Source organism: Gryllotalpicola reticulitermitis, from assembly GCF_042651345.1.
Taxonomy (GTDB): Bacteria; Actinomycetota; Actinomycetes; order Actinomycetales; family Microbacteriaceae; genus Gryllotalpicola; species Gryllotalpicola reticulitermitis.
Window position 1 is genome coordinate 483672 of the sequence record NZ_JBHSCN010000005.1, and the last position, 25661, is coordinate 509332.

A 25661-nucleotide genomic window follows, 5' to 3' on the forward strand; every position below is an offset into this window, starting at 1 on the left:
TCGTCTGTGCACGCTCACCTGATGTTTGCCCGCCGGGCAGTCGCCGTACACCTGCGGCCCCCGGCTCGCGAGCACGGTCAGCCGACCCGCAGACCGGTGAAGTGGGCGGCGAAGGCCAGCACGTCAGCCGCCTCGGCCGCGACCATCGCGAGCGGCTTGCCCGCTCCGTGACCGGCCTGCGTCTCGATCCGGGCGACGATCGGCGCGCGATCGACGGATGCCTGCTGAGCCGCCTGCAGCGTCGCCGTGAACTTGTGGCTGTGCGCCGGAACCACCCGGTCGTCGTGGTCGCCGGTCAGAATCAGCGTCGGTGGGTACGCCACCGGCCGAACGTTGTGCAACGGCGAGTAGGCGAGCTCGACCTCGAAGTCGTGCGGATCGTCGGGGTCGCCGTAGTCGCTCGTCCAGGCCGCACCCGCGGTGAATCTGTGGAAGCGCAGCAGGTCGAGCACTCCGACACCCGGGATCGCGGCCGCCGCGAGGCCGGGGCGTTGCGTGAGCGCCGCGCCGATGAGCAGGCCGCCGTTGCTGCGGCCGTGGATCGCCAGCTGCTCGTGCGTCGTCACGCCGGTCGCGACCAGGTGGTCGGCGACGGCGATGAAGTCGTCGAAGACGTTCTGCTTGTGATCGCGCTTTCCGGCTTCCGCCCATGCCCGACCGAACTCGCCACCGCCGCGCAGGTTGGCGAGCGCGAGCACGCCCCCGGCGGCGAGCCACCCCGCGAACAGCGCCCGGTAGCCCGCCTCGACCGGAATGTCGAAGCCGCCGTAACCCCACAGCAGAACCGGCGCGGGAGCATCCGTCGCCGCGCCCTCGCGGGCCCCCTCGGGCGTGATCAGGAAGTACGGCACCCGCGTGCCGTCCGCGCTCGTCGCTCGTGCGCGCTCGACCCGCACGGTCGGGAACTCGAGCGGCTCACCCGCGGCGGCGGCCGGCACGAGCGCATCGAGGGGCTCGAGCACCCCCGTGCCCACGACGCCCCGGAACGCGCGCGTCGGCGCGGTCGGGGTCGAGAGACCGACGAACCACTCGGCGGAGTCCTGCTCGCTCCACCAGCCCACGATCGTGCCGCCGGGCAGCTCGACGCGCCCGAGCAAGGTGCCGTCGAGCGCGTAGCGGGTCAGCTCGGGCTGCACGTCGACGAGCCGAGACACGACCAGTTCGTCGCCGGCCGCCGCGGCGAACTGCAGAGAATCGGATGCCTCGGGCACCAGCTCGTCGAGCACGAGCTCGCCCGTGCGCTCGAACGCGCTGAGGTCGAAGGCCACGAGGCGCCCGTTGTCGGCGTCGAGGTCGGTCTGCACGACGACCCGGTCGCCGTCGTTGCGCACGTAGGCGTAGTACGCGTCGGGAGCATCGAACACGCGCAGCGGCTCGCCGACGACGCTGGCGCCCGAGGCATCCGTCTCGATCCGCGCGAACCAGAGCCGGTTCTCGCGGTCGGTTCCGCTGCCGAGCGGCATGACGACGAGGCCCTGGTCAGCCGTGACGGAGGCCCCGACGAAGGCCTGTTTGTACTCGCCGCTGATGTCGACCAGGGTCGGGTCGGAACTCTCAGGCGTCCCGAGGCGATGCAGCTTGAGCAGGCCCGTCTTGACGTGCCCTGCCTGGGAACCGACGGCGCGGCCCTCGTGCGGCACGGCCTCGTAGAGGAACGACCGCCCGTCGGGCAGCCACTCGGCGTGCCCGAACTTGGTCTGAATGGGCGGCTCGACCGGGGCGGGCTCGCCGCCGTCGGCGATGACGGATGCGTGCGACCCGAGCTCCACGGTCGTGAGGTCGACCCAGTCGCTCCCGCCTTCGCTCACGTTGTAGCTGAGATAGCGGCCGTCGTGGCTCACCGTGAACCCGCGGAGGCTCGTCGTGCCGTCGGCCGACCACCGGTTCGGGTCGAGCACGACCCGGCCGCCCGCCAGCAGCTCGGCGAGGGTGTCGGCGACGACGACCTGGTTCTGGTTCAGCGAACCGTCGTTGCGGCTGACGAAATACCGGCCTCCGTGTCGCGACGGCGTTCCCGCGCTCGGGCGGGTGACGATGCGCGTCATCAGCTCGCGGAACCACGCCCGCTCGGAGATGCCGTCGAACACGGCCTCGGTGTGCGCGTTCTGGCGTGCGACCCAGTCCCGCGTCTCGGCGGAGTCGGGGTCTTCCAGCCAGCGATACGGGTCCGCGATCTCGTGCCCGTGGAGGCGCTCGACGACGTCACCGCGCCGGGTCTCGGGTGAAGCATCCGTCATGGTGTCACGCTACCGGGCGCCGAGAACGGAGCAGTTGTCGCGCCGTCGGCGAGATCGGCGCATCTACTCCGGTTTCGACAGCGCCCGACTACTGCAGCGCGCTCGTCAGGCGCGCCAGATTGTCCGCGATCGTCGAGCGCAGCGGCTGCTTCGCCCACTCCTCGCGGGTCAGCTGGTGGCTGCGCTCGCGGTAGCTCTGCTCGATCTCGCGCAGTTCCGCGACGAAAACGTGGCCGCGCACCATGAGCGACATCTCGCAGTTGAGCTGGAACGAGCGGATGTCCATGTTGCTCGACCCGACCACGGCGACCTCGTCGTCGATCGTGAAGTGCTTCGCGTGCAGGATGATCGGCGCGCGGTACAGCCAGATGATCACGCCGGCCTCCAACAGCTGCTCGTAGTACGAGCGCTGAGCGTGATACACGAGCCACTGGTCGCCGATCTCGGAGACGAACAGTTCGACGCGCACGCCGCGCTCGATCGCCGTCATGATCGCGTTGAGCATCGACTCGTCCGGCACGAAGTAGGGGCTCGTGATGATGATCTGCTTCTGCGCGTAGTACAGCAGCGCGAGGAACAGGCGCAGGTTGTTCTCGTGCGGGAAACCGGGCCCGCTCGGCACCACCTGGCAGTCGATCTGCTCTCGCGGGGGCGCCTGGAACACCGGCGCGACCGGCTGACTCTCACGCGCGAGCAGCTCATCGGTCTCGGCGTACCAATCGGTGATGAAGATCGCGTTGAGGCCGGCGACGGTCGGACCCTCGAGGCGTGCGACGAGTTCCTTCCACTGCAGCCCCCGCCGCCGGTTCTTTGCTTTGTCGTAGCCCGGGTCGATGACGTTCTGCGACCCCATGAAGCCGATCTCGCCGTCGACGACCAGCAGCTTACGGTGGTTGCGCAGGTCGGGCCGCTGGTACTGGCCGTGGAACGGGCGGATGGGCAGCATGAAGTGCCACTGCGCGCCCATCGCGGTCAGCCGTCTCTTCGTCGCGCGGTAGCCGCGCGTGCGCAGCGTCGCGATGTGGTCGAACAGCACCCGGACCACCACGCCGCGGCCGACCGCGCGCTCGAGAGCGTCGAAGAACGGCACCGTCAGGTCGTCGAGGGTGAGGATGTAGAACTCGACATGCACGAAGCGCTCGGCGCCGTCGATCGCCGCGATCATCTCCGTGAAGCTCTGGGTGTATTCCGTGATCAGCGTCGCCGAGTTGCCGCCCACGAGCGGCATCGAGCCCAGGTTGCGGTTGAGCCGCACCACCTGCTCGAACCACGGCGGCCAGGGGTGGTCGCGGCGCACGCGGTCGACGCCCTCGGTCTGGTCGACGATGAACTGATTGATCTGCACCTGCTTCTCGCGGCGCCGCTTGGGCAGCTTGTACGAGCCGATGAGCAGGAAGACGAGCACCCCGACATACGGGATGAAGTTGATCGCGAGCAGCCACGCGGTGGCGCTCTGCGGGCGTCGGTTGCGCGGCACAACGATGATCGCGATGACACGGATGACGAAGTCGACCAGGAGAGCAAGAATGATGATCGCGGACGTGAAGAACCCTGCGTTCATCAAGCTCCCGCCGATCAGCTAATTCTTCGAGGGCAGACCTCTCTTGGCGCGCTCCTCAGCCTCAATCTTGGCGTATGCCTTGCGTTCGTTGCGATCGGCGCGCACGATCGCGGCCATCGCCCACCAGAAGATGAGCCCGACCAGCACTGTCGGCGCCAGCGCCCAGACGACCCCTTGCCACGCGTTCATGTCGCACTCACTTTATCGACGCGATGGTGGGGGCTAGCTGTGGGGCTACCGTACGTTGCGCTACAGCTGCCAGCCTGGGCTACAGCCGTTGCTGGCGCGGCGTGCCGCAGATGTAGCGCGACGGTCAGGGGCGCAACCGGAATCCGCCCTCGCTCGAGAGGACCTCGCCGACCATCCACCGCCCGTCGGGCCCGACCAGCCACGCGATCAGCCGCGCCGCGTCGTCGGGCTCGCCGAAGCGCCCGAACGGCATCGCAGCCCGCAGCCCGTCGAGTGCCTCTGGCCTGTCGGTCGTGCCGGGGTCGAGATACCCGGTGTTCGTCACCCCGGGGTTCACGGTGTTGAGCGAGATGCCGTGCTCGACCAGTTCTGCCGCGGCGGTCGCCGTCGACCCCGCGATCGCCGCCTTGCTCGCGACGTAGGCGAACTCGTCGCGCATCGGCCCGTGCAACTGCCCGCTCGTGAACCAGATGACGCGGCCACGGCCGGCCTCCGAGCCGTCCCAGTCGAAGCGCTCGGCGAATCGCTGCGTCAGCAGGAAGGTCGCGCGCGCGTTGATGCTCCAGTGCGCGTCGAGGCCGGCGAGAGTGACGTCGGCGATCGAGCCGTCGAGGCCGGAGCGCGCGTGATTGCACACCAGGATGTCGAGCCGGCCGGTGAGCGAGACGGCCTGGTCGATGAGCGGGGCGGCGGCTGAGGCATCCGACAGATCCGCCGAGAAGTCAGCGGTCTGCGCCCCTTCGGTCAGCTGCGATCGGATGCCTGCGCGCACGGCCTCGACATCGGCACCGCCCCACGGCTGCTCCGCGTCGTGCGGGGCGAAGTGGTGCACGACGACGCTCGCACCGAGCCGGGCGAGGGTCCTCGCGACGGCGTAGCCGATGCCCCTCGGCCTCGAGACCCCCGTGACGAGCGCCGTCCGTCCAGCAAGCGGATAATTCATGGGTCCATGCTGGCAGTGTTGCTACGCGCCGAGCGAGAGGAGCCCGACCACGCCGTCCATCCCCGAGTTCCTGCTCACCTTCTCGTTCGACCCGGTCGTCACGATCGCCCTCGCGATCGGCGCGGTGCTGTACGCGTGGGGTCTGGTGGCGATGGCACGCCGGGGCGAGCGCTGGCCGGCGTGGCGCGCGTGGGCGTTCTATGTGCTGGGTCTCGGGTCGTACGCGTGGATCCAATACGGATTCCTCGGGACCTGGTCGCACGACCTCCGCTGGGCGTTCACGACGCGTATCGCCCTGCTGCTGTTCATGGTGCCGCCCCTCGTCGCGCTCGGCGGCCCGATCACCCTGATGCGGCGGACCCTGCCGCCGCGGGGTCACGCGGTGCTCGAGGCGATCCTGCGGTCGCAGCCGGTGCGCCTCATGGGCAACGCGATCTTCGCTCCGCTCGTGCCGCTCGGCGGCTTCCTGCTCTTCCTCACCCCGCTTGCCGCACCGCTGCGGCTCGACTCGGGGTGGGCGATCGCGATCACGCTGTTCGTGCCGTTCGGCGGCCTGCTGATGACGCTGCCGATCGCCGAGGACACCGACAGCCGGTCGAGCAACTTCATCATCTACGAGTTCCTGCTGGCGATCGTCGAGGTGATGCTCGACTCGATCCCCGGCATCTTCCTCCGGCTGCACTACACCGTGCTCGATATGGCGCCCAAGATCACCCAGACGGCCTGGGGTGCACCGTTACCGGCCTGGTTCCCGAACCCGCTGCACGACCAGCACCTCTCCGGCGATTTCCTGTGGTTCCTCGCCGAGATCGCCGACCTGCCCGTGATCATCGCGCTGTTCGTGCGGTGGGGTCACGTCGACCGGAAGGACGCGAAGAAGATCGACGACCTCTCCGATGAGGAGTACGAGGCCGCGGTCAAGGCCCACCTCAGCGGCCACCCGACCCACAACTGAGCCCAGGTGCGCCGAGATGCGCCGCGCGGACTCAGGTGCGTGCTACGGGCATCCGTTCAGCGCATTCGCGTCCGTCCGGCGCACCTGAAGTAGCGCCAGCGCTGGCGCTACTTCACCAGCGGGAAGAGGATCGTCTCGCGGATGCCGAGACCGGTGAGCGCCATGAGCAGGCGGTCGACGCCCATGCCCATTCCGCCGGACGGCGGCATGCCGAACTCAAGGGCACGCAGGAAGTCCTCGTCGAGGCGCATCGCCTCGTCGTCGCCGGCGGCGGCGAGCTTCGCCTGCTCGATGAAGCGCTCGCGCTGGATGACCGGGTCGACGAGCTCGGAATAACCGGTCGCGAGCTCGAAGCCGCGCACGTACAGGTCCCACTTCTCGACGACGCCCTCGATCGACCGATGCTGCCGCGTGAGGGGCGACGTGTCGACGGGGAAGTCCATCACGAACGTGGGGCGGGTGAGCCCGCCCTTCACGAAGTGTTCCCAGAGCTCTTCCACGTACTTGCCGTGAATCGGATGCGTGATCTCGAGCCCCTCGCGCTGGGCGAGCGCCGCGAGCTCTTCGATGGGCGTCGCGGGCGAGAACGACGTGCCGGCCGCCTCATTGAGCGAGTCGTACATCGAGATGCGCGCCCAGTCGCCGCCGAGGTCGAACTCGGTGCCGTCGGCCCAGGTGACCACGTGCGAGCCGTTGGTCGCCAGCGCCGCGTCCTGGATGAGCTGCTGCGTGAGGTCGGCGATCGTGTTGTAGTCGCCGTACGCCTGGTAGGCCTCGATCATTTCGAACTCGGGCGAGTGGGTGGAGTCGGCGCCCTCGTTGCGGAAGTTGCGCGCGATCTCGTAGACGCGGTCGATACCGCCGACGACGGCGCGCTTCAGGAACAGCTCGGGAGCGATCGACAGATAGAGATCGGTGTCGAAAGCGTTGGAGTGGGTCACGAAGGGGCGCGCGGAGGCTCCGCCGTGCATGGTCTGCAGCTTCGGGGTGCTGACCTCGAGGAATCCGTTCTTGGTGAAGGTCTCGCGCACCGACGCGGTCGCCTTCGCCCGCGTCACCACCGTGCGCCGCGCCTGCTCGCGCTGGATCAGGTCGAGGTAGCGCGAGCGCACGCGCGTCTCTTCCGAGAGCTCCTTGTACATGTTCGGCAACGGCAGGATCGCCTTCGCCGCGATCTGCCAGTCGTCGACCATGATCGACAGCTCGCCTCGCCGTGACGAGATCACCTCGCCGTGCACGAACACGTGGTCGCCGAGGTCGACGAGCTCCTTCCAGCGCTGCAGGGACTCTTCGCCGACCGACGCGAGCGACACCATCGCCTGAACGCGGGAGCCGTCGCCCGCCTGCAGCACCGCGAAGCAGAGCTTGCCGGTGTTGCGCTGGTTGACGACGCGGCCGGCGATGCCGACCTGCTCGCCGCTCGTCGCGTCGGCGGTGAGCTCGCCCCACTTCGCGCGCACCGCGGGGATCGTCGTCGTGACGGGAAGCGTGACGGGGTACGCGCCACCACCGAGATCGGATGCCTCGGACACGAGCCGCTCGCGCTTCGCGAGCCGCACGGCCTTCTGCTCGTTGATCTCGTCGAGCGTGGGCTCGGGGGCGTCGTCGGTCGTCACGTCGGCCATGGAATTCCTGTCAGAAATGGAGCGGTGCGTTGTCGATCAGGCGCGTCGCGCCCACGCGGGCGGCGACCAGCATGAGCGCGTCGCCCGTCGCGTCGTCGCCGAGCGGCAGGAACGTCGCGGGGTCGACGATGTCGAGATAATCCAGCCTAACGTCCGGCCGCTGGTCGAACGCGGCGAGCGCGGCACGGCGAGCAGCGGCGATGCCTGAGGCGGATGCCTCGCCCGCGACCCGCAGCGCGGACGAGAGCCCGAGCGCCAGTTCGCGCTCGGTGGTCGACAGGTAGCGGTTGCGACTCGAGAGCGCGAGGCCGTCGCTCTCGCGCACGATGGGCACCGCCTCGATGGCGAGCGGCAGGTCGAGGTCGGCGACCATCTGCTTCACAAGGAACACCTGCTGCGCGTCCTTCTGGCCGAACAGGGCGATGTCGGGCTGCACGACGTTGAACAGCTTGCTGACGACGGTGAGCATTCCGTCGAAGTGGCCGGGGCGCGAGGTGCCCTCGAACAGCCCGGCGACCGCTCCGGCGTGGACGGTCGTCTGCGACGCGCCGCTCGGGTACATCTCGGCGACCGACGGAGCGAATACGGCGTCGGCTCGGCCGCCCAGTGCCGCGAGATCGGCGTCGAAGGTGCGCGGGTAGCGGTCGAAGTCCTCGTTCGGCCCGAACTGCAGCGGGTTCACGAAGATCGAGACGATCACGACGTCGGCGAGCTCTCGGCCGCGGGTGACGAGGCTGAGGTGGCCCTCGTGCAGTGCGCCCATGGTCGGCACGAGCGCTACGCGCCGGGACGCGGCGCGCGCCTCGCGCACGTAGCGGCGCGTCGCCGCGATCGTGTCGAGGACGGCCGGCTGCGCTGTCGGCGTGTTGTGCGTCATCACTCTCCGTCGCGGTCGAGGTCGGTGTCGTAGTCGTCGCCGGTGCCAGTGCCGGCGCCGCCCAGCTCGGACAGGTCGAGCGGCGCCGCGACGCCGGCACGGCGCAGCGCCTCATCGACCGTCGAGCGCACGAGCGAACTCAGGTACGACCCCGGCTGCTCGAATCCGATCTCCGCGAGCAGCCCCGTCGCCTGCTCGACGATCTGTCTGCTGAAGCTCGCCGCTGTCGCGATCGCTTCGCCGTACGCCGCGCGGTCGGCCTCGGCGACCAGCACCGGCTCGCCGCCCATCTCGACGACGAGCGCCTGCCCGATCGGCTGCACCGGCGCGGGCGCAGTCACGGCGAAGTACGTCTCGGCCATGCGTGCGAGGTCGAGCCGGGTGCCGGTGAAGCTCATCGCCGGGTGGATGGCGAGGGGAATGGCGCCCGCGGCGAGCGCCGGCCGCAGAACACCGACGCCGAACCCCGGCGCGGTGTGCACGACCAGCTGACCCGGCTGCCAGGCGCCGACGGCTGCGAGACCCTCGACGAGCCCAGGCAGCTCCGCGTCGGGCACGGCGACGAGCACCAGTTCGCTGCGCTCGAGCAGCTCGGGCGTCTCGAGGATCGGCACGCCGGGCAGCATGTCCTGCGCCCGTTCGCGGCTCGTCGTGCTGACCGCGTTCACGCCGACGATGGCGTGCCCTGCGCCGGCGAGCGCGGCGCCCAGCACCGGCCCGACGCGACCCGCGCCGACGATGCCGACGCCGAGCCTGCCCGAGCGGGACGGACCACCAGAGCGTTGCTGCACTGACGCACCCCTCTTCCCGTCACTGCCTGACGTCACGACCCGCCAAGATTACGGCACTGCGCGCGAGCTGGTCGAAGAGCTCGACACCCGCAGCGGTGCCGATCACCGCGAGCTCCGGCCGGATGCGCACGTCGACGACATGCACATGTACGGCCGCGAGCCCGAGCATCCGATGCAGCGGCCCCTGGCGGACCGCGACGGACTGCACGCGCGCGAGCGGCACGAAGGCGAGACTGCGCGAGATGACGCCGCGTCGAAGCGCGACCGCGTCGCCCGCGTAGGCATAGCCGATGCGCCGCCACGACAGCGGGTGCAGCCACATCGCCGAGCGCGGGGCGCGCGAGAACAGCGGTGCGGATGCCCGCGGCGACCGCGCCGTCGCAGCCACCAGCCCGAGAAGCGCATCGCTCGGCACGGCCGGAAGCAGCAGGGGCAGCACGCGGGCGACGTCATCGAGGGAGCCGACGGGCAGCACGACCGACGCACCCTCGGCCTCGCCGCGCTGCCGCGAGCGGCCGGCGCGAGAGATGCGGACGCGCCACCAGCCGAACGGACGCCACAGGATCGGCTGCACGACCTCGACGGCGTGGATACGGCCGGTCGGGATCGTCTCGCTGCTCGTCGTGAGCAGGCCGTAGCCGACGCGCACGCCGTCCGTGCTGCCGGAGATGGTGTAGCGCGCGAGCCGGCTGAACCGGCGCGAGTAGCCGGTGAACATGCCGAAGACGGAGGGGATGACCGCGACGAGGAGGAAGTAGTTGCCGCGCGCGACCTCGACGATCAACCAGACGACGATCGCGATGAGCACGAAGGTGAACGGGCTGAGGATCAGCGACGCGATCAGGCGCCCGGGGTGCACCTTCACGATGGATGCCGGGGCGAACCCCGGGTGCAGGTCGGCGGGCGCGACGAACTCGTTCGCCCGGGTGCGCAGGAACGCATCGACGGTGCCCTCGGCGATCACCGTCCCTGCCGCGTCGGGGGCCCCGTGGTCGAGCGCGGCTCCGCCGGTGGCCGCCGGGTGCGGAGCCGCCCGGCCGTCGGCTTTCAGCGCTGACGAGCCCGCCAGCCCGAGGATCTCCCGCCGCAGCTCTTCGGCGGGCGCCGATCCGAGGTACTGCAGGTACAGGTTCGCGTCATGCCCCGCGACGACGATCTCGAGCCGCGCCGCACCGAAAAGGCGCGCGAACAGTGTGCGATGCACGTTCACGCCCTGGATCCGGTCGAGCCGCGCCTGGCGGTTCTGCCGGTTGAGCACGCCGGACCGCAGCTCGACGGCATCCGCCGTCACCCGGAACTCGGTCATGCGCCACGTCACCCGGTACCAGACGATGATCAGGGCGATGAAGGCGAGGACGCCGAGTGCGGCCCACAGCGTCCACCCGTGCCGCACGACCGCATCGACCGGGTCGCCGGCATCCGAGCGCACGGGCACGCGCGCAATCCAGTCGACGAGGCGCTCGCGCAGGTTGGCGAAGAGGATCGCGACGATCGCGACCAGGGCCGCGCCGCCGCGCAGCAGAGGTGTGGCGGGATGCATACGATGCCACTCGCCGTCGGCGAGCACGTTCACGGAGCGCTCCGGAGTGTCGGCGGCGCCGAGCTCACGGACGCAGCTGCCGCGGCGGTGGGGGTGCCCCTCACAGGCCGGCCCGTCGGGTCTCTGCGAGCGCGATCAGCTGGTCGCGCAACTCATCAGCGGTCGCGGCCGGCAGACCCGGAATGGCGATGTTGCTCGACGCGCTCGCGGTCACGAAGCGCAAGTCAGACAGGCCGAGCGCGCGGCTGACGGGGCCGCGGCTCACGTCGATCAGCTGCATGCGACCGTAGGGCACGGCCACGAACCGCAGGAACGCGATGCCCCGGCGCACCAGCAGGTCGTCTTCACGCATCCGATACCCGATCGCACGGGCGCGGCGCGGCGCGAGCGTCAGCTGCAGCCCGAACCCGATCACCCACGCGGCGACCAGCAGCCAGCCCCACCAGGCCCAGTCGCCCGCCCACCAGACGAGCGCGGCGATCACCGCCAGGACGACTGCCGCGATCGCGGAGCCGACGAGCACGATCCAGACGTACTTCGTCGACACCCGATGCCAGTCCCCGCCGATGTCGAGCCGCTCCGCCACGGCATCATCGTACGGGCCTGGGCTACTTGTCGATGTAGACGACCGTGCCGGCCGGGATCTTGTCGAGGGTCTCGATCTGCTGCGCACCCATGCGGATGCACCCGTTGGAGATCGGTCCCGAGTGGTCGTCGTAGTAGTGCATGGCCGTCACCGCGACGTTCTGGCCGTCGAAACCCTGCAGCGTGGGCGACTGCGTGGCGAGATAGACGATCGGATGCCCCTCCGTGTACGCCAGGGACGGATTCACCGCGACGAGCATCACGAACGTGCGGCCGATGGGCGTGGGCGTCGCGGGCGTGCCCCAGGCGAAGTCGGTCGCCGCGACCGTCGTCTTGTTCCCGGTCACGATGTCGATCGTGTGCTTCGAGAGGCTGACGACCACGTGCGTCGGGTTCGTCGCGAGCGCCACGTCGCTGCGCCGCAGCCAGCCGTAGGTCTGGTGCGAATCACCGGTCGGCGGCACACCCTGCCGGCCCGTGAGCAACACCTTCACCCAGTCCGTGTACTCGGCGATCACGGGCACCGTGCCCCCGCCGTACTGCGGGTTCTGATCGAGTTTCGCGACGGGGGCCGCCGCCGGGCTCGCGAACACAGGGATCGCGGCCGCCACGGGTCGGGCGGTCAGGTCGGTCATCGTGCCGCCCGGGTCGGCGTCGACCGGAATGTGCGGATTCACCGAGAAGACGTCGATGTCCGGCATGCCCGAGACGTTGTACGAGGCCGTGTTCGCGGCCGGCCCGCTGCGGGTCGGCGTGGGCGTCGGCGTCGGGGTCGGCGTGGGCGTCGCGGTGAGGGTCACCGTCGGCGCGGCAGCGGGCTCGGCGGGAGCGGGCCGCAGCATGGCCGTCACGGCGACGACGACCCCCGCGGCCACCACGACGGCACCCCCTGCCGCGAGCCATCCTCGCGTCCCCCTCGCGCTGATCACCGTTCCATGGTCGGTCGGGGTCTACGGGAACGCAATCCCCTTCCCCGGACGGCAAACTTCGTTGCGCGCGGCGTTCACCTTGACGCATTGCACCAACGGTTGTCTCAGATCGATGTAGATCATGTCCAATCGTGGGCTCTCTGCCCTGCCATAGTGTGGAGCGCATGACGATCGCTTCCGCTTCGCTCAACCGCCCCGTGCTGGCCGACGCCCTCGTGCGCCGCGACGCCGTCACCAACACGCTGCTCGTACTCGGCGGTGCTGCCTTCACGGCGCTGCTCGCCCAGGTGCAGATCCCGCTGTGGCCCGTGCCGATCACGGGTCAGACCCTCGCTATCGTGCTCGTCGGCGCGACGCTCGGCACCTGGCGCGGTGCTGCGTCGATGCTGGTCTACCTGGTCGCCGGCCTCGTCGGCGCGCCGATCTTCGCCGGCGGCACGCACGGGCTCGGCGCCGGCGTACTGCCGAGTTTCGGCTTCGTGATCGGATTCGTTCCGGCCGCCGCCCTCGTCGGCTGGCTCTCCGAGCGCCGCTGGGACCGCCGCCCGCTGCTGTCGATCGTCGGCTTCGGGCTGGCCTCCGCCGTGCCGTTCGTGATCGGCGTGCCGTGGCTCGGTGCCGTGCTCGCGTCGATGGGCGCCCCGCACGACGTCGGGACCGTGCTGAGCCTCGGGTTCACGCCGTTCATCGTCGGCGGCCTCGTGAAGTGGGCGATCGCAGCGACGATGCTGCCGCTCGCATGGAAGGCGCTGGCGTTCTTCACCAAGAAGAACTAGTTCGCCGACGAGCTCAGCGGCCGTCGCCCCGAGTGGGCGGCGGCCGCTTTCGTCTGCTCCCCGACGCTAGGCGTGCGAGCGGCTCGTGCCCGGCTCGGTTCCGCCGCGGCGGTCGTCGTCGCTCGGCGGCGGCAGCGTGCAGAACCACTCGGCGATCAGGCCGCCGATGAGCAGGATCGCGCCGCCGATGCCCGAGATCACGGTGACCCAGACGCTGCTCGGCCCCGCGATCACGCTGCGGGTGATGAGGAACAGCAGCAGGCCGATCATGAAGCCCGTCAGCAGGGCGCCCGTCACCGAGCACGCCTTCGCGAGCACGGCGGTGCGCGCAGCGCGGAACGGATCGAGGTGGGTCGTCGCCGTGCCTCTCACGGCGCGCCGGATCGGCCATGCCAGCGCGATGACGACGAATCCGATGACGGCCAGCGTGACCCCGAGAATCACCGGCGGCACAAGCAGCGCCCTGCCCGACGCGGCGAGCCCGGCGTTCGTCAGCAGGCCGACGACGATGCCGATGAGCCCGACGATGACGACGGTCGTGGAACGGGTGCGCTTCACAGCTGGACCTCCTCGGCCGGAACGGTGTCGTTGCCGATCTTCGTGAGCTGCGCCGCGACCGGGCCGACGCCCGGAAGGAAGGCATCGGCGTCGACGGCGAGCCAGGGCGCGAGCACGAAGGCGCGCTCGGCCGCGCGCGGATGCGGCAGCGTGAGTGACGGGTCGGCGGACTCGAGCCCGTCGAAGTCGACGATGTCGATGTCGAGCGTGCGGTCACCCCAGCGCTCCTCACGAGTGCGCCCGTGCTCGGTCTCGATGTCGTGCACGGCGTCGAGCAGACCGTGCGGCGACAGGAACGTGTCGACGAGCACCACGGCGTTGAGGTAGCGCGGCGCGGTCGGGTCGGCGCCCGACAGCTTCACCGCGATCGACTCGACGACGGGCGACACCGCCGTCACCTCGATGCCGGGCGTCGCACGCAGAGCGGCGACAGCGGCTCGCAGCAGTTCACCGCGGGCGCCGAGGTTGCTGCCGAGCGCGAGCACCGCGGGGCGCGCCCTCGGGGCACGATCGAGGCTGCCGCGGCCCGGAATGCGGATCATCGGCGCTCCTCAGAGGCGAATTCGGCGTGCGCCGCCCATTCCCGGTCGCGCTCGATTGTCACGGCCACGTCGGTGAAGGGCACGCCGATCGGCGCGTCGGGCTTGTGCACCGTCGCCCGCACCCGCTCGACCGCGGCGAAGGAGAGGGCGACCCGCGCGACGCGCTCCGCGACCGTCTCGATGAGGTCGACGGGATCGCTCGACACTGCGGCGTGCACGGCCTCGGCCAGCTCGCCGTAGTGCACGGTCGCGAGCAGGGCATCGCCGCTGGCCGCCGGGCCGAGGTCGAGCCAGACCGTCACGTCGATCAGAAAGGTCTGCCCGTTCTCGCGCTCGAAGTCGAAGACGCCGTGGTTCGCACGCACGGCGAGCCCGGTGAGGGTGATCGAGTCGGTCATCGGGATCCACTTTCCCATTGCGCGACGACATCGAGCGCGAGCCTCGTCGAGAACACGTCATGCACGCGCACGCCCCACACGCCGGCGCGCGCCGCGATCGCGCTGATCACCGCCGTCGGCAGGTCGCGGGCATCGACGGGCGCGCCCTCGGGCAGCAGCGCACCGAGGAAGCGCTTCCGGCTCGCCCCGATCAGAACCGGGTGGCCGAGCTCTTCGAGCAGCCCGATGCGACCGAGAATCCGCCAGTTGTGCTCGTGGTGCTTCGCGAAGCCGAGCCCCGGGTCGATCACGAGAGCCGAACCGTGGATGCCCGCGTCGAGGGCTCGGTCGATCTGGGTCGCGAGTTCGTCACGCACCTCGGTCGCGGCATCCGTATACCGCGCAAGCTCGTTCATGTTCGCGCTGTGCCCGCGCCAGTGGCTGAGCATGTAACCGCACTCGAGTTCCGCTGCTGCGGCGAACATGTCCGGGTCGGCGTGGCCGCCCGAGACGTCGTTGATCCAGCTCGCGCCGGCGGCGACCACGGCGCGCGCCGTCGCGGCGTTCATCGTGTCGATCGAGGTACGGATGCCTCGAGCGGTCAGCTCCGAGACCACCGGAAGCACCCGGCCCAGCTCCTCGTCGACCGGCACGCGGGGGGCGCCCGGCCGGGTCGACTCACCTCCGACGTCGATGAGGTCGGCGCCCTGTGCGGTGAGCTCGACGGCGTGCGCGACGGCGGCGTCGATCGAATCCCACTTCCCGCCGTCGCTGAACGAGTCGGGCGTGACGTTGAGCACGCCCATGATCACCGTCACTGAATGGGCCCTCCGCCGATCAGTGCGATCACTTCGGCCCGTCGTGCAGGTTCTGCGAGCACACCGCGGGTCGCCACCGTCACCGTGGACGAATGCACCTGGCGTGCACCGCGCGTCGTCACGCACTGGTGCTGCGCGTCGAGCACCACGAGCGCGCCCTGAGCATCAAGACCCTGCATCAGCGCATCCGCGATCTGCTCGGTCAGCCGCTCCTGGATCTGCGGGCGCGAGGCGAGGATGTCGACCATGCGCGGCAGCCGGCCGAGCCCCACGACGCGATCGCTGGGCAGGTACGCGAGGTGCGCGCGCCCGACGAACGGCAGCAAGTGATGCTCGCACACCGAGCGGAAGTCGAGATCGCGCACGAGAACCAGCTCGGGGTCGGCGCCGTCGAGCGGGATCGTCGCGCGCAACGGCTCGAGCGGATCGGCGCCGAGCCCCGCGAAGAACTCGGCGTACGCCTCCGCCACCTTCGACGGGGTGTCACGCAAGCCCTCACGCGACGGCTCCTCGCCGATAGCGGCGAGGAGCTCGGCCACGGCGGCCTCAATGCGCGCGCGGTCGATGCCCGTCACGCAGCGGCCTTACGCGGTCGCGGGTCGCGGATTGGTTCCGGGGCTGCGACGCGGACGGGAGCTGCTGTCGATGCCGCCGTCGGTCAGGCCGGCCTCGATCGGCGCCTTGGCCTTCGGCACTTCGATCGGGGGCAGGCTCGGCAGCGGGCGGTCGGGGCTCGAGACCCACTGCGGGCGCTCGGGCAGCTTCACGACATCGGCGAAGATCTCGGCGATCTGGTTGTGGTCGAGCGTCTCGTGCTCGAGCAGCTCGCCGGCGAGGCGGTCGAGGATCTCGCGGTTGCGGTTGATCACCTCGTAGGCCTCGTCGTGCGCCTTCTCGATGAGAGCGCGCACCTCGGCGTCGACCTTCTCGGCGATGCTCTCGGAGTAGTCGCGCTGGTGACCCATGTCGCGACCGAGGAACATCTCGCCCGAGGACTGCCCCAGCTTGACCGAGCCGATGTCAGCGCTCATGCCGTAGTCGGTGACCATCTGTCGGGCGATGCCGGTGGCCTTCTCGATGTCGTTCGCGGCACCGGAGGTCGGGTCGTGGAAGACGATCTCTTCGGCGACGCGGCCGCCCATGGCGTACGCGAGCTGGTCGAGCAGCTCTTCGCGGGTCACCGAGTACTTGTCTTCCAGCGGCATGACCATCGTGTAGCCGAGAGCGCGGCCGCGGGGCAGGATCGTGATCTTCGTCACGGGGTCGGTGTGGCGCATCGACGCGGCAGCGAGGGCGTGGCCGCCCTCGTGGTACGCGGTGATGAGCTTCTCCTTGTCCTTCATGACGCGGGTGCGGCGCTGCGGGCCGGCGACGACGCGGTCGATGGCCTCGTCGAGGGCACGGTTGTCGATCAGCTGCGCGTTCGAGCGCGCGGTGAGCAGCGCGGCCTCGTTCAGCACGTTCGCGAGGTCGGCACCGGTGAAGCCCGGGGTCTTGCGCGCGACGACCTCGAGGTCGACGGACTTGGCAAGCGGCTTGCCACGGCCGTGCACCTCGAGGATGCGCTTGCGGCCGAGCAGGTCGGGCGCGTCGACGCCGATCTGGCGGTCGAAGCGGCCGGGGCGCAGCAGCGCAGGGTCAAGGATGTCAGGGCGGTTGGTCGCCGCGATCAGGATGACGTTCGTCTTGACGTCGAAGCCGTCCATCTCGACGAGCAGCTGGTTCAGGGTCTGCTCACGCTCGTCGTGCCCACCACCGAGGCCCGCGCCACGGTGACGGCCGACCGCGTCGATCTCATCGACGAAGATGATCGACGGCGCGTTCTGCTTCGCCTGGTCGAACAGGTCGCGGACGCGGCTCGCGCCGACACCCACGAACATCTCGACGAAGTCGGAACCCGAGATGGAGTAGAAGGGAACGCCCGCCTCGCCCGCGACCGCGCGAGCAAGCAGCGTCTTACCCGTTCCAGGAGGGCCGTACAGCAGCACGCCCTTCGGGATGCGGGCGCCGACGGCCTGGAACTTGGCCGGCTCCTTCAGGAAGTCTTTGATCTCCTGCAGCTCTTCGATGGCCTCGTCGGCACCGGCGACGTCGTCGAAGGTGACCTTCGGGCTCTCCTTCGAGACGAGCTTCGCGCGCGACTTGCCGAACTGCATCACCTTGTTGCCGCCGCCCTGCATGCCCGCGAGCATGAACCAGAACAGCGCGCCGATGATCAGCACGGGGATGAGGAAGCTGAGGATGCTGCTCCAGATACTGGGCTGCGGCACCTTGTCGTCGTAGCCCTTGGGCAGGTTCGCGTTGTCGATCGCATTGACGACAGCGGCACCGCGGGGCGCGACGTAATAGAACTGGACGTGGTCGCCGTTGTTGCCGTCGGGCTGCGACAGAACGAGGTCGACGCGCTGCTGGCCATCGATGATCTGCGCCGACTGGACCTTGCCCTGTGAGAGCAACTCAAGGCCCTGCTGCGTGGTGATCTCCTTGAACCCCGACATGGAGAACACACTCATGCCGATCAAGACGATGATGCCCGCAAGGACGATATAGGGGATCGGCCCACGGAAGAGCTTCTTGAGAATCATGGTGATAGCAGAGTACGCCCTGCGATCTGAGCGGCGCCTGCCTGTTCGCCTACGGCGTGCTATGCGTGGCCCAGGGGTCGAATCTAGGAGTACACGTGCGGTGCGAGCACCGCGATCGAGCGCAGGTTCCGGTACCGCTCGGCGTAGTCGAGGCCGTACCCGACGACGAATTCGTTCGGAATGTCGAAGCCCACGTACCTCGGGTCTACGTCGACCTTCATCGCGTCCGGCTTGCGCAGCAGCGCACACACCTCGATGGATGCGGGATTCCGCGACGCGAGGTTCTGCTTCAGCCAGTGCAGCGTGAGGCCCGAGTCGATGATGTCCTCGACGATCAGCACGTTGCGCCCCTCGAGACTGATGTCGAGATCCTTCACGATGCGCACGACCCCGCTCGAGTGGGTGCTCGCGCCGTATGACGAGACCGCCATGAAGTCGACCTCGACGGGTCGCTTCAGCTCGCGCGCGAGGTCGGCCATCACCATGACCGCGCCCTTCAGCACGGCGATGAGCAGCAGGTCGCGGCCTTCGTAGTCGGCCTCGATCCGGCGGGCGATCTCGGCGAGCTTCGCGGCGATCTCCTCCTCGCTCAGCAGGACCTTCTCGAGTTCGGAGGCGACGTCTTCCGGAAGCATAGAGAGAGCCTATTGGGTCCGTGTTGCGGGCCAGTTTCGCGCCGGGTCGAGCCCGCCAGGGCACCCTGCGACAGCGCTCAGGCGCCGCGCAGCACGAGAAGGGCGCCTTCCCGCGCGGCCGTGAAACCAGGCAGGTCGAGCGGCTTCTGCCCGCGCCAGTCGGTGACGAGCCGCAGCACCGCCTGCACATGCACGCGCTCGAGCGCGACCCCGAACTCGGCGAGCGCGACGTAACGCACCAGCCGGCCCCGCAAGGCCGGGGGGTTCGCCTCGAGCGCCGACACGGAGACGGCGATTCCCGCCTCGACGTGCTCGACGATGTCCTCGATCGTCTCCTCGATCATCTGCTGGAACGCCGCGTTGTCCTCGCGCAGCTGCTCGGCGGTTCGTGCGAGCGCCTCGGCGACGCCGGGACCCAGTTCGGCCTCGAGCACCGGCAGAGCGCGCTCGCGCACGCGCACGCGCGCATAAGAGAGGTCGGCGTTCTGCGGATCGTGCCACGGCTCGAGCCGCGCGTCATCGCAGAAGGCGCGCGTCGTCGCGCGCCGGATGCCGAGCAGCGGCCGCCGGTACAGGCCGGCCTCGGCCGCCATGCCCTGCAGGCTCGCGGCGCCGGAGCCGCGCGCGAGCCCGAGCAGCACCGTCTCGGCCTGGTCGTCAAGCGTGTGCGCGAGCAGAACGGCGGCGGCGCCGAGATCGGATGCCTGCGCCGCCAGCGCCGCGTACCGCGCCGTCCTCGCCGCTCCCTCTGGCCCCTCGGGGCTCGCCGGGTCGACGTGCACCCGCACCACCCGTACCGGGTCGAGCCCCACCTCGCGGGCCCGAAGCGCGGCGCGCTCGGCGACCTCGGCCGAGGCATCCTGCAGCCCGTGATCGACGATCACCGCGCCGGCCCGCAGCCCGGCCCGGGGCGCCTCGAACGCGGTCGCCGCGGCCAGCGCGAGCGAGTCGGCCCCGCCGCTCAGGGCGACGAGGACGAGGCATCCGTCAGCCAGGTCCGAACAGGCCCCGCGCACCGCCCGCCGCACGTCCGCGATGGCGGGCGTAAGGCGCGGCCGCCGCTCTTCCGGCTCGAAAGGCATCGACTAACGTTAGCCGCATGACGACCAACGCCTACGACGCTGTGATCGAGATCCCGCGCGGCAGCCGGAACAAGTACGAAGTCGACCACGAGACGGGTCGCGTGTTCCTCGACCGCGTCCTGTTCACGAACTTCTCGTACCCGACCGACTACGGATTCTTCGAGAACACTCTCGGCGAAGACGGCGACCCGCTCGACGTGCTCGTGCTGCTCGACTACCCGCTGTTCCCGGGCGTCGGCGTCAAGGTGCGGCCCGTCGGCGTGCTGCACATGAGCGACGAGGCCGGCGGCGACGACAAGGTCATCGCGGTGCAGTACAAGGACCCGCGGTGGCTGCACCTTCAGGACGTCGACGACATTCCCGAGTACACGAAGAAGGAGATCCAGCACTTCTTCGAGCACTACAAGGACCTGGAGCCCAGCAAGTGGGTCAAGGTCGACGCGTGGGGCTCGGCCGCCGACGCCGAGAAGCTCATCGAAGAGGCAATCGAACGGCTCAAGACCGCAGGGCACTGAGCCCCGTCGTCACCGACCCATCGAGGGCCGGGCGACGACGTTGATCGGCGAACCCCACACCGCTTCGACCTTGACGTTCTCGCCCGGCTGAGGGGCGGCGATCATCTGCCCGCCGCCGATGTAGATGCCCACGTGGTACAGGCCGTACGGCGCCGTGCCCCAGAAGATCAGGTCGCCCGGCTGCGCCTGCGAGCGCGGCACCAGCTGACCGAGGGCCTGCGCCTGCTCGTACTGGTAGACCACGCCGTGGCCGCCGATGTTCACGCCCGCGTAGGCATACGCCATCATCGTGAGGCCTGAGCAGTCGAATGAGTTCGGGCCGGCGCCGTCCATCACATACGGCTTGCCGATCTGCGCGTAGGCGTACTGCAGCATTGCCGAGACGATCGCCTGGTTCGGCGCACCGTTGCTCGTGACCGGCGGACGCGGTGCGCTCGGCGGGGCGGGTGCGGCTGGAGCGGCGGGGGCCGCCGGCGCGACAGGAGCTGCCGGCGCGGCCGGCGCCTGGCCGCCGCCTGGCTGCTGTTGTGCGCGGTCGGCGGCCTGCTGTGCGGCAGCGCGCTGTGCCGCAGCTTGTGCCGCCTCGCGCTGTTGTTCGGCCTTCTTGGCCGCCGCCTCTTCCCGCTGCTTCTCGGCCGCGGCCGCAGCAGCGGCAGCGGCGGCCTTCGCGGCCGCGATGGCCTGCTGACCCGCGACGTACTGCTGCGCCACGTTCAGGGACACGTTCTTGAGCGAGGCGAGCTGGGCCGTGAGCTGGGACTGCTTCTGCTGCTGTGTCGTGACCGCGGACTGAGAGGCGGTGGCCGCGGTGCTGGCCGCGGTCTCGGCCTGCTTCGCGGCATCCGCTGCCTTCTGCCGCGCGTCAGCCGCGGCCTTCGCCTGCGCGGCTGCCGACTTCGCCGTGTTGCGGTCGCTGATCGCCTGGTTGTAGATCACCTTGGACTGCTCGGTGAGCTGGCTCATGGTGCCGAGCTGGTAAAGCAGCTTGTCGGCCGCGCCGGCGTCGCCGCCCTCGAGCAGCAGGTTCATCGACCCGTTCGTGCCGGCCGTGCGCATCAGGTGCGAGGCAAGCAGCCCCGCGCGGATCGACGACGTCTCGGCGGTCTTCTGCGCAGCATCCGCCTGCTTCTGCAACTGATTGGCGTTCTGAGTCGCCGCCTGCAGCGCGCCCTGCGCCTGCAGGTAGGTCTCGTTCGCCATCTCGGCCTGGATGCCGGCCGCAGTCGCCGCGCTCTGCAGCTGCCCGACCAGCCCGTTGATCTTGGTGACCATCTGCTGCTGCGCCTGCACATTGGCCTTCGCGTGCTGCACGTCGGACCAGCTCGGGTACTTCGGCGTGGCCGCCTCAGCCGACACTGGGTGGATCAGGGACGCGATGCTCGCCGTCACGACCCCCACCGTCGCCGCGCTGATCACGATCGACGGTGCTCTGCGGAAACTCGAACCGGACTCGCTCATAGTGCTGCTCCGTGTTGTGCCATCCAGGAGATGGGGTTGATCTGCACGCCGTTCTGCCGGACCTCGAAGTGCAGGTGCGCACCAGTCGAGTGACCGGTCGAGCCGACATGCCCGATGACCTGGCCGGCGCTCACGCGCTGGCCGATTCCGACGACGATGCCGCCGTCGATGTTGTGACCATACGCCGTCGACATGCCGTCGCCGTTGTCGATCAGGATGAAGTTGCCATACCCGCCGTACCAGCCCGCGTAGGCGACCGTGCCGGAGTGCGCGGCGCGTACCGGGGTGTTGAAGCCCGCCGCGACGTCGACGCCCTCGTGCCACGTCGAGCAGCCGGCGCACGGTGCGGGGCGCGGCCCGTAACCCGCGGTGATCTGACCGCGCACGGGAAGCGCCCAGCCGGATGCGGCGACACGAGAGGCCTGAGCGGCGGCCACTGCCGCTGCTGCCGCCGCGGCGCGCTCGGCCTCGAGCTTCTTCTTCCGCGCCTCGGCCGCCCGTACCTGTACGCCCTTCTGGTAGCCGGCGACGGTCTTCGCGGTCTTGTTCTTGAGGGCCGCGAGCATCGAGCCGAGCTCGTCGCGGTGCGACTCCTCGGTCGCGGCGGTTCGCTGCGCTGATTCCGATGCCTTGACAGCGGCCGCGAGCGCGGCCTGCGCCTGCTGCTGCAGCCGAGCGCGCTCATCGAGCGCCGATTTGGCCTGAGCGGATGCCGCCGCCGCAGTGTTCTTCGCCTGCTGCGCCTGCGACCACAGCCGCGACGTCGACTCGGTGAGCTTCGTCATGCTGCCGAGCTGATCGAGCAGTGCGCTCGGACCCGTCGTGCTGCCGCCCTGGCTCGAGAGCACGAGAGCGAGTGACATGTTGTGGCCGCCGGAGCGATACAGCTGAGCCGCGAGCCGGCCCGCGCGCGCGTCGGCCGTCTGTGCCTTGGCGCTCGCCTGCTGGGCCTGGGCATCGAGGGTCTCGTACTTCTGATCGGCAAGGAAGAACGCCTCTTGCGTAGTCTGCAGTCTGTCACCGGCGGCCGTCGCGGCCCGCCGTGCCGACTGCGACTGCGCCTGCAGGCTCTTCGTCAGCGCCGTGACACGCTTCACCTCGGCCTGCGTCGCCGCCTGGCTCGCCTTCGCCTTCTGCACCTCGGCCCAGGTCGGGTACGCGTCGGCGAACGCGGCCGAGGACGGCACGACAGCGGGCAGCGCGACGCTTACCGCGAGGAAGAAGGCGACGGATGCCGCGGCGAGGGTCAGCCGCACGGTCGTTGCGCCTCCTTCAGGCTGGCGGGCGAGCACGTCGCCTCGAACCTAACCGGCTCGTGGGCCCCCGATGTTGTGAACACGCCCGAGACTCGTGAACCAGCGCGCCGGATTTGTCCTCGTGTACGGGCTCACGTATGCTTGGTCCTCGGTAGTCATGCGGTGGCAGCCGCAGACGGCCCCATCGTTTAGTGGCCTAGGACGCCGCCCTTTCACGGCGGTAGCACGGGTTCGAATCCCGTTGGGGTCACCATGATTGCCAAAACAAATGAATATGGCCCTGTAGCGCAGTTGGTTAGCGTGCCGCCCTGTCACGGCGGAGGTCGCGGGTTCAAGTCCCGTCAGGGTCGCGGAATAGTGAAGCCCTATCGAGAGGTAGGGCTTTTCTTCCGAGAGGCGCCGTTACTGCGCGCCTTGGCTCTGTAGCTCAGTTGGTAGAGCGCACGACTGAAAATCGTGAGGTCACGGGATCGACGCCCGTCGGAGCCACCACTATTTCCCCTGGTCAGAAGCAGTATCTGGGCCGGTGCTCGCACCGATACTGACCTCACGACTGTCGCGGGCCATTTCTTAGGCCGGCTCCGACCTGGATCTCACCCATGTTTTCGGGGGGCGAGCCCCTGCCGCGCGATCGTGAGGTCGGTAATGCCCTGGCCGGCGACGGCGACGGCGACGGCGACGGCGACGGCGACAACGGAGACATGCCTATGCAGGAAGCCAACCTCGACCGCATCCAGTTGTAGTGCCGCGGGACCTGGCCGGAGCATCTGTGGGATCAGACGAAGGTCGAGGCCGATGTGTCCGACCGCCACGTCGACATCGTGGAGGTCCGACCGCCGTGGAACGGCGTCGGTGAGCATCTTCTTCGGGTAGTCAGCGACTGCCTGCCTCGGTGAGGACATATCGCTGCTTCGAGCTCGTCGGCTTAGTTACTCAGCTTGGTGACTTAGTGACTCGTCTTGGTGACTGAGTGACTGGCATCCGCCACGGACGGTTCCCGGTCGCGGGCCGATCGACGGCCGGCGCAGCGGAGCTCGGGAGGAGTTGTCGAGGGCCTCCGTCAACAAGCCATCAACAAAGGCATGCGCCAGAAACCCTTGAGAACACGGGGCTTCGAGCCGCTCAGCCGGCTCGTTGCGGTTCCGCGGTCAACGAGCCATCAACAATCAGCGGGCAGGCTCCGAGAGGCCAGCGGCCCAGAACGGGATGTAGCGGCGGCTGCGCGGACCGGCGTTCTTGTCATAGGCGACGACGAGACCGCGGTCAAGCGCTTCCTTGATCAGTCGGGATGCGACCGACTTGTTCTTCTCCTCGATGCCGAACCTCTGGCGGATCGAACTGTTCGTCGTATCTTTGCGGGAGACCTGGTTGAGACAGGCATGGAGGTACACGGCGTGCGCTCGCTCGTCGGGTGTCATGCTTCCGAGCGGCCTCGGCGACAACAGCGTCACGCGGGTGGTGTCCGAGGTGGTCAGCACTTCTGGAGCCGGCAACTGGTGGAACTCGACTTCGAAGGCGACCTTGTCCCAGCCGCTTCCGCGCTCCTCACAGATGCGCATGCGCCGCATGAGCGCCGCCAGCCCTTCGTTCCGAGACTTCGGCGGAGTGTCGATAAACCTTGCCGGGTCAACGATCGGCGAGCCGGGATTGGAGATCTCGACGCGATCATCGAAGACTTCCACGATCGGCCCTGAGCCTGTGATCGCGAAGTCCTGATGAATGAGCGCGTTCGCGATGAGCTCGCGGATCGCCAACGGCGGGTACAGCGGCCTCGTCGTCCGAAGCGCCACGCCGATCGCCTCATTCGCCGGGAAGAAGGCACTGACGTAATCGATGAGCCCCTCGAATCCAGAGGCATAGCCGCGTCCGCCGCCCTGCTCTTTCGTCGTATTCAGCCGGTCGACCCCGTCGTAGCGAATGACGCGAAGCGCTTTCCGCGAGAGCGACGGGAAGTCCATCAACCGTTTCGCGAGCAGGATCGCGCCAAGGTTCGTGACCTTCCACCCGGTGCCCGCCATTCGGTCGATCAGGCTGTCACTCGCCAACGCGCCGAGAATCCCGACCCGGTTTTCCGGGAGTGGCAGACCGAGCAGCTCAAAATACTTCGGGTAATCGAGCAAGTCGAGCACCTGCTCGTCCGTCAGCCGCTCCTTCGCAGTGCCACCCTCCCAGCCGCGCTCGTCAAAGGCGCGCCACAACCGCCGAGCATGATCCGGATACCGATCGAGCTCCTGAGTGTTCTCGCTCACCCGGACGAAGGCCTTTGGCCCAAACCGTACGGGTTCGAAGGAAGCGGGCACGATCGTGAGTACAACGAGCCGCAGCCCACCGACCTGGACGGTCTCGAACTCGAAGTGGATTTGCGGGTGGATCGAGTGCGCCAGCCACGCCTCAAGCGCCTCGTTGCCTTTCTTCGCGGTCTCCGGCTCGAACGTGGTGCCGACGATCTTGTGTGTACCATCCTCGACGCCCCAGATCAGGTAGCCGAAGTCTCGCCCGTTAATCTTCGCCGAGTTCGACAGCGCGGAGATGCGCTCAGCGATCATCGTCGGATCAGTGTTGTTGACCTTGAACTCGACCCACTCGGCCTCTGCTGGCAATGCAGTGAGCTGCGGGATGAGGTGAAGGAGCTGGTCGCGCGAATGGATCATGTCGCGCCTCCTATTGCCTCCGTGTCGAGAACCCAGCGTAGTGATCGGGCTACGAAACGGTGGTCGGCCCGCCGGGCACATCAACAGACGTCGCCGACTTCGCCGCAGCGCCCTCCCAACTCGCGGAGTCCGCGCCGACCCAACCGGCCATGGGCCATATCCGGGCCATTTCCGAC

The 25661-nt window shown here is 69.2% G+C and carries 25 protein-coding genes and 3 tRNA genes; 6 read left to right on the forward strand and 22 right to left on the reverse strand.

The window, feature by feature from the left end:
• Positions 1–77: 77 nt before the first annotated feature.
• From ACFOYW_RS09370 to ACFOYW_RS09385, 4 genes are all read right to left on the reverse strand, one after another.
• Entirely contained in the window at positions 78–2237 is a 2160-nt protein-coding gene (locus ACFOYW_RS09370; protein ID WP_390228665.1) for a prolyl oligopeptidase family serine peptidase, read from the reverse strand.
• An 88-nt stretch (positions 2238–2325) separates the two neighbouring features.
• Positions 2326–3798, reverse strand: a complete 1473-nt coding sequence (gene cls / locus ACFOYW_RS09375; protein WP_390228666.1) for a cardiolipin synthase — start codon at positions 3796–3798, stop codon at positions 2326–2328.
• Between the two features lie 18 nt (positions 3799–3816).
• Positions 3817–3987 (reverse strand): hypothetical protein, encoded by a 171-nt coding sequence (locus ACFOYW_RS09380; protein ID WP_390228667.1) that lies wholly within the window; start codon positions 3985–3987, stop codon positions 3817–3819.
• A 124-nt stretch (positions 3988–4111) separates the two neighbouring features.
• On the reverse strand, positions 4112–4930 hold the full coding sequence (locus ACFOYW_RS09385; protein ID WP_390228668.1) for an SDR family oxidoreductase: 819 nt from the start codon (positions 4928–4930) through the stop codon (positions 4112–4114).
• On the opposite strand from ACFOYW_RS09385, the gene ACFOYW_RS09390 reads away from it, so the two are divergent.
• A complete protein-coding gene (locus tag ACFOYW_RS09390) occupies positions 4929–5885 on the forward strand; it encodes a cytochrome c oxidase assembly protein (protein WP_390228669.1) in 957 nt (318 codons plus the stop codon). The genes ACFOYW_RS09385 and ACFOYW_RS09390 overlap by 2 nt on opposite strands.
• Positions 5886–5992: 107 nt before the next feature.
• On the opposite strand, the gene lysS is transcribed toward ACFOYW_RS09390, so the two are convergent.
• The 6 genes from lysS to ACFOYW_RS09420 all read right to left on the reverse strand — a co-directional run bounded on the left by lysS (position 5993) and on the right by ACFOYW_RS09420 (position 12232).
• Positions 5993–7510, reverse strand: coding sequence for a lysine--tRNA ligase (gene lysS, locus ACFOYW_RS09395; protein WP_390228670.1), 1518 nt, complete (start codon positions 7508–7510; stop codon positions 5993–5995).
• A gap of 10 nt (positions 7511–7520) precedes the next feature.
• Positions 7521–8387: a pantoate--beta-alanine ligase gene (gene panC, locus ACFOYW_RS09400; RefSeq protein ID WP_390228671.1), complete on the reverse strand. Its 867-nt coding sequence runs from the start codon at positions 8385–8387 to the stop codon at positions 7521–7523.
• The gene (locus ACFOYW_RS09405; RefSeq protein WP_390228672.1) at positions 8387–9178 is read right to left on the reverse strand and encodes a Rossmann-like and DUF2520 domain-containing protein; all 792 of its coding nucleotides are present in this window, start codon (positions 9176–9178) and stop codon (positions 8387–8389) included. Before ACFOYW_RS09405 ends, panC begins: the two co-directional genes overlap by 1 nt.
• Positions 9179–9197: 19 nt before the next feature.
• Positions 9198–10751: a PH domain-containing protein gene (locus ACFOYW_RS09410; RefSeq protein WP_390228673.1), complete on the reverse strand. Its 1554-nt coding sequence runs from the start codon at positions 10749–10751 to the stop codon at positions 9198–9200.
• A gap of 67 nt (positions 10752–10818) precedes the next feature.
• Positions 10819–11304 carry a PH domain-containing protein gene (locus ACFOYW_RS09415; protein WP_390228674.1) on the reverse strand — a complete coding sequence of 162 codons (486 nt, stop codon included), beginning with the start codon at positions 11302–11304 and terminating at the stop codon, positions 10819–10821.
• A gap of 22 nt (positions 11305–11326) precedes the next feature.
• Positions 11327–12232 (reverse strand): L,D-transpeptidase, encoded by a 906-nt coding sequence (locus ACFOYW_RS09420; RefSeq protein ID WP_390228675.1) that lies wholly within the window; start codon positions 12230–12232, stop codon positions 11327–11329.
• 164 nt (positions 12233–12396) lie between these two features.
• Here ACFOYW_RS09420 and ACFOYW_RS09425 point away from each other — a divergent pair, with 164 nt between their 5' ends.
• Complete coding sequence (locus ACFOYW_RS09425; protein WP_390228676.1) at positions 12397–13008, forward strand: biotin transporter BioY; 612 nt, start codon at positions 12397–12399, stop codon at positions 13006–13008.
• A 66-nt stretch (positions 13009–13074) separates the two neighbouring features.
• Here ACFOYW_RS09425 and ACFOYW_RS09430 read toward each other — a convergent pair whose 3' ends face one another.
• The 8 genes from ACFOYW_RS09430 to tilS form a co-directional block, all read right to left on the reverse strand.
• Entirely contained in the window at positions 13075–13566 is a 492-nt protein-coding gene (locus ACFOYW_RS09430; RefSeq protein WP_390228677.1) for a DUF3180 domain-containing protein, read from the reverse strand.
• Complete coding sequence (gene folK / locus ACFOYW_RS09435; protein ID WP_390228678.1) at positions 13563–14108, reverse strand: 2-amino-4-hydroxy-6-hydroxymethyldihydropteridine diphosphokinase; 546 nt, start codon at positions 14106–14108, stop codon at positions 13563–13565. Before folK ends, ACFOYW_RS09430 begins: the two co-directional genes overlap by 4 nt.
• Positions 14105–14506, reverse strand: coding sequence for a dihydroneopterin aldolase (gene folB / locus ACFOYW_RS09440; protein ID WP_390228679.1), 402 nt, complete (start codon positions 14504–14506; stop codon positions 14105–14107). Before folB ends, folK begins: the two co-directional genes overlap by 4 nt.
• Positions 14503–15303, reverse strand: coding sequence for a dihydropteroate synthase (gene folP / locus ACFOYW_RS09445; RefSeq protein WP_390228680.1), 801 nt, complete (start codon positions 15301–15303; stop codon positions 14503–14505). The genes folB and folP overlap by 4 nt, the downstream gene beginning before the upstream one ends.
• The gene (folE, locus tag ACFOYW_RS09450) at positions 15300–15878 is read right to left on the reverse strand and encodes a GTP cyclohydrolase I FolE (RefSeq protein WP_390228681.1); all 579 of its coding nucleotides are present in this window, start codon (positions 15876–15878) and stop codon (positions 15300–15302) included. Before folE ends, folP begins: the two co-directional genes overlap by 4 nt.
• Positions 15879–15887: 9 nt before the next feature.
• Positions 15888–17888 carry an ATP-dependent zinc metalloprotease FtsH gene (gene ftsH, locus ACFOYW_RS09455; RefSeq protein ID WP_390228682.1) on the reverse strand — a complete coding sequence of 667 codons (2001 nt, stop codon included), beginning with the start codon at positions 17886–17888 and terminating at the stop codon, positions 15888–15890.
• 83 nt (positions 17889–17971) lie between these two features.
• Positions 17972–18523: a hypoxanthine phosphoribosyltransferase gene (gene hpt / locus ACFOYW_RS09460; protein ID WP_390228683.1), complete on the reverse strand. Its 552-nt coding sequence runs from the start codon at positions 18521–18523 to the stop codon at positions 17972–17974.
• 77 nt (positions 18524–18600) lie between these two features.
• A complete protein-coding gene (gene tilS, locus ACFOYW_RS09465; protein WP_390228684.1) occupies positions 18601–19605 on the reverse strand; it encodes a tRNA lysidine(34) synthetase TilS in 1005 nt (334 codons plus the stop codon).
• A 17-nt stretch (positions 19606–19622) separates the two neighbouring features.
• Here tilS and ppa point away from each other — a divergent pair, with 17 nt between their 5' ends.
• Positions 19623–20120, forward strand: a complete 498-nt coding sequence (gene ppa / locus ACFOYW_RS09470) for an inorganic diphosphatase (RefSeq protein WP_390228685.1) — start codon at positions 19623–19625, stop codon at positions 20118–20120.
• Between the two features lie 9 nt (positions 20121–20129).
• Here the strand turns inward: ppa and ACFOYW_RS09475 are convergent, their stop codons facing one another.
• The gene (locus ACFOYW_RS09475; protein WP_390228686.1) at positions 20130–21578 is read right to left on the reverse strand and encodes a C40 family peptidase; all 1449 of its coding nucleotides are present in this window, start codon (positions 21576–21578) and stop codon (positions 20130–20132) included.
• On the reverse strand, positions 21575–22834 hold the full coding sequence (locus ACFOYW_RS09480; protein WP_390228687.1) for a M23 family metallopeptidase: 1260 nt from the start codon (positions 22832–22834) through the stop codon (positions 21575–21577). Before ACFOYW_RS09480 ends, ACFOYW_RS09475 begins: the two co-directional genes overlap by 4 nt.
• 177 nt (positions 22835–23011) lie before the next feature.
• Here ACFOYW_RS09480 and ACFOYW_RS09485 point away from each other — a divergent pair.
• From ACFOYW_RS09485 to ACFOYW_RS09495, 3 genes are all read left to right on the forward strand, one after another.
• A tRNA-Glu gene (locus tag ACFOYW_RS09485) sits at positions 23012–23087 on the forward strand.
• Between the two features lie 23 nt (positions 23088–23110).
• Positions 23111–23184 (forward strand) — tRNA-Asp (locus ACFOYW_RS09490).
• A 66-nt stretch (positions 23185–23250) separates the two neighbouring features.
• A tRNA-Phe gene (locus ACFOYW_RS09495) sits at positions 23251–23326 on the forward strand.
• A gap of 101 nt (positions 23327–23427) precedes the next feature.
• Here the strand turns inward: ACFOYW_RS09495 and ACFOYW_RS09500 are convergent.
• The gene (locus ACFOYW_RS09500) at positions 23428–23736 is read right to left on the reverse strand and encodes a hypothetical protein (protein ID WP_390228688.1); all 309 of its coding nucleotides are present in this window, start codon (positions 23734–23736) and stop codon (positions 23428–23430) included.
• A 264-nt stretch (positions 23737–24000) separates the two neighbouring features.
• Positions 24001–25485, reverse strand: a complete 1485-nt coding sequence (locus tag ACFOYW_RS09505; RefSeq protein ID WP_390228689.1) for an ATP-binding protein — start codon at positions 25483–25485, stop codon at positions 24001–24003.
• Positions 25486–25661: the final 176 nt, after the last annotated feature.

Coding starts and splice junctions, on each gene's coding strand:
- folB (WP_390228679.1), bottom strand. CDS start 14,506: ATGACCGACTCGATCACCCTCACCGGGCTCGCCGTGCGTGCGAACCAC.
- ACFOYW_RS09390 (WP_390228669.1), top strand. CDS start 4,929: ATGGGTCCATGCTGGCAGTGTTGCTACGCGCCGAGCGAGAGGAGCCCG.
- panC (WP_390228671.1), bottom strand. CDS start 8,387: ATGACGCACAACACGCCGACAGCGCAGCCGGCCGTCCTCGACACGATC.
- ACFOYW_RS09475 (WP_390228686.1), bottom strand. CDS start 21,578: ATGAGCGAGTCCGGTTCGAGTTTCCGCAGAGCACCGTCGATCGTGATC.
- ACFOYW_RS09385 (WP_390228668.1), bottom strand. CDS start 4,930: ATGAATTATCCGCTTGCTGGACGGACGGCGCTCGTCACGGGGGTCTCG.
- tilS (WP_390228684.1), bottom strand. CDS start 19,605: ATGCCTTTCGAGCCGGAAGAGCGGCGGCCGCGCCTTACGCCCGCCATC.
- cls (WP_390228666.1), bottom strand. CDS start 3,798: ATGAACGCAGGGTTCTTCACGTCCGCGATCATCATTCTTGCTCTCCTG.
- ACFOYW_RS09380 (WP_390228667.1), bottom strand. CDS start 3,987: ATGAACGCGTGGCAAGGGGTCGTCTGGGCGCTGGCGCCGACAGTGCTG.
- lysS (WP_390228670.1), bottom strand. CDS start 7,510: ATGGCCGACGTGACGACCGACGACGCCCCCGAGCCCACGCTCGACGAG.
- hpt (WP_390228683.1), bottom strand. CDS start 18,523: ATGCTTCCGGAAGACGTCGCCTCCGAACTCGAGAAGGTCCTGCTGAGC.
- ftsH (WP_390228682.1), bottom strand. CDS start 17,888: ATGATTCTCAAGAAGCTCTTCCGTGGGCCGATCCCCTATATCGTCCTT.
- ppa (WP_390228685.1), top strand. CDS start 19,623: ATGACGACCAACGCCTACGACGCTGTGATCGAGATCCCGCGCGGCAGC.
- ACFOYW_RS09370 (WP_390228665.1), bottom strand. CDS start 2,237: ATGACGGATGCTTCACCCGAGACCCGGCGCGGTGACGTCGTCGAGCGC.
- folK (WP_390228678.1), bottom strand. CDS start 14,108: ATGATCCGCATTCCGGGCCGCGGCAGCCTCGATCGTGCCCCGAGGGCG.
- ACFOYW_RS09505 (WP_390228689.1), bottom strand. CDS start 25,485: ATGATCCATTCGCGCGACCAGCTCCTTCACCTCATCCCGCAGCTCACT.
- ACFOYW_RS09425 (WP_390228676.1), top strand. CDS start 12,397: ATGACGATCGCTTCCGCTTCGCTCAACCGCCCCGTGCTGGCCGACGCC.
- ACFOYW_RS09500 (WP_390228688.1), bottom strand. CDS start 23,736: ATGTCCTCACCGAGGCAGGCAGTCGCTGACTACCCGAAGAAGATGCTC.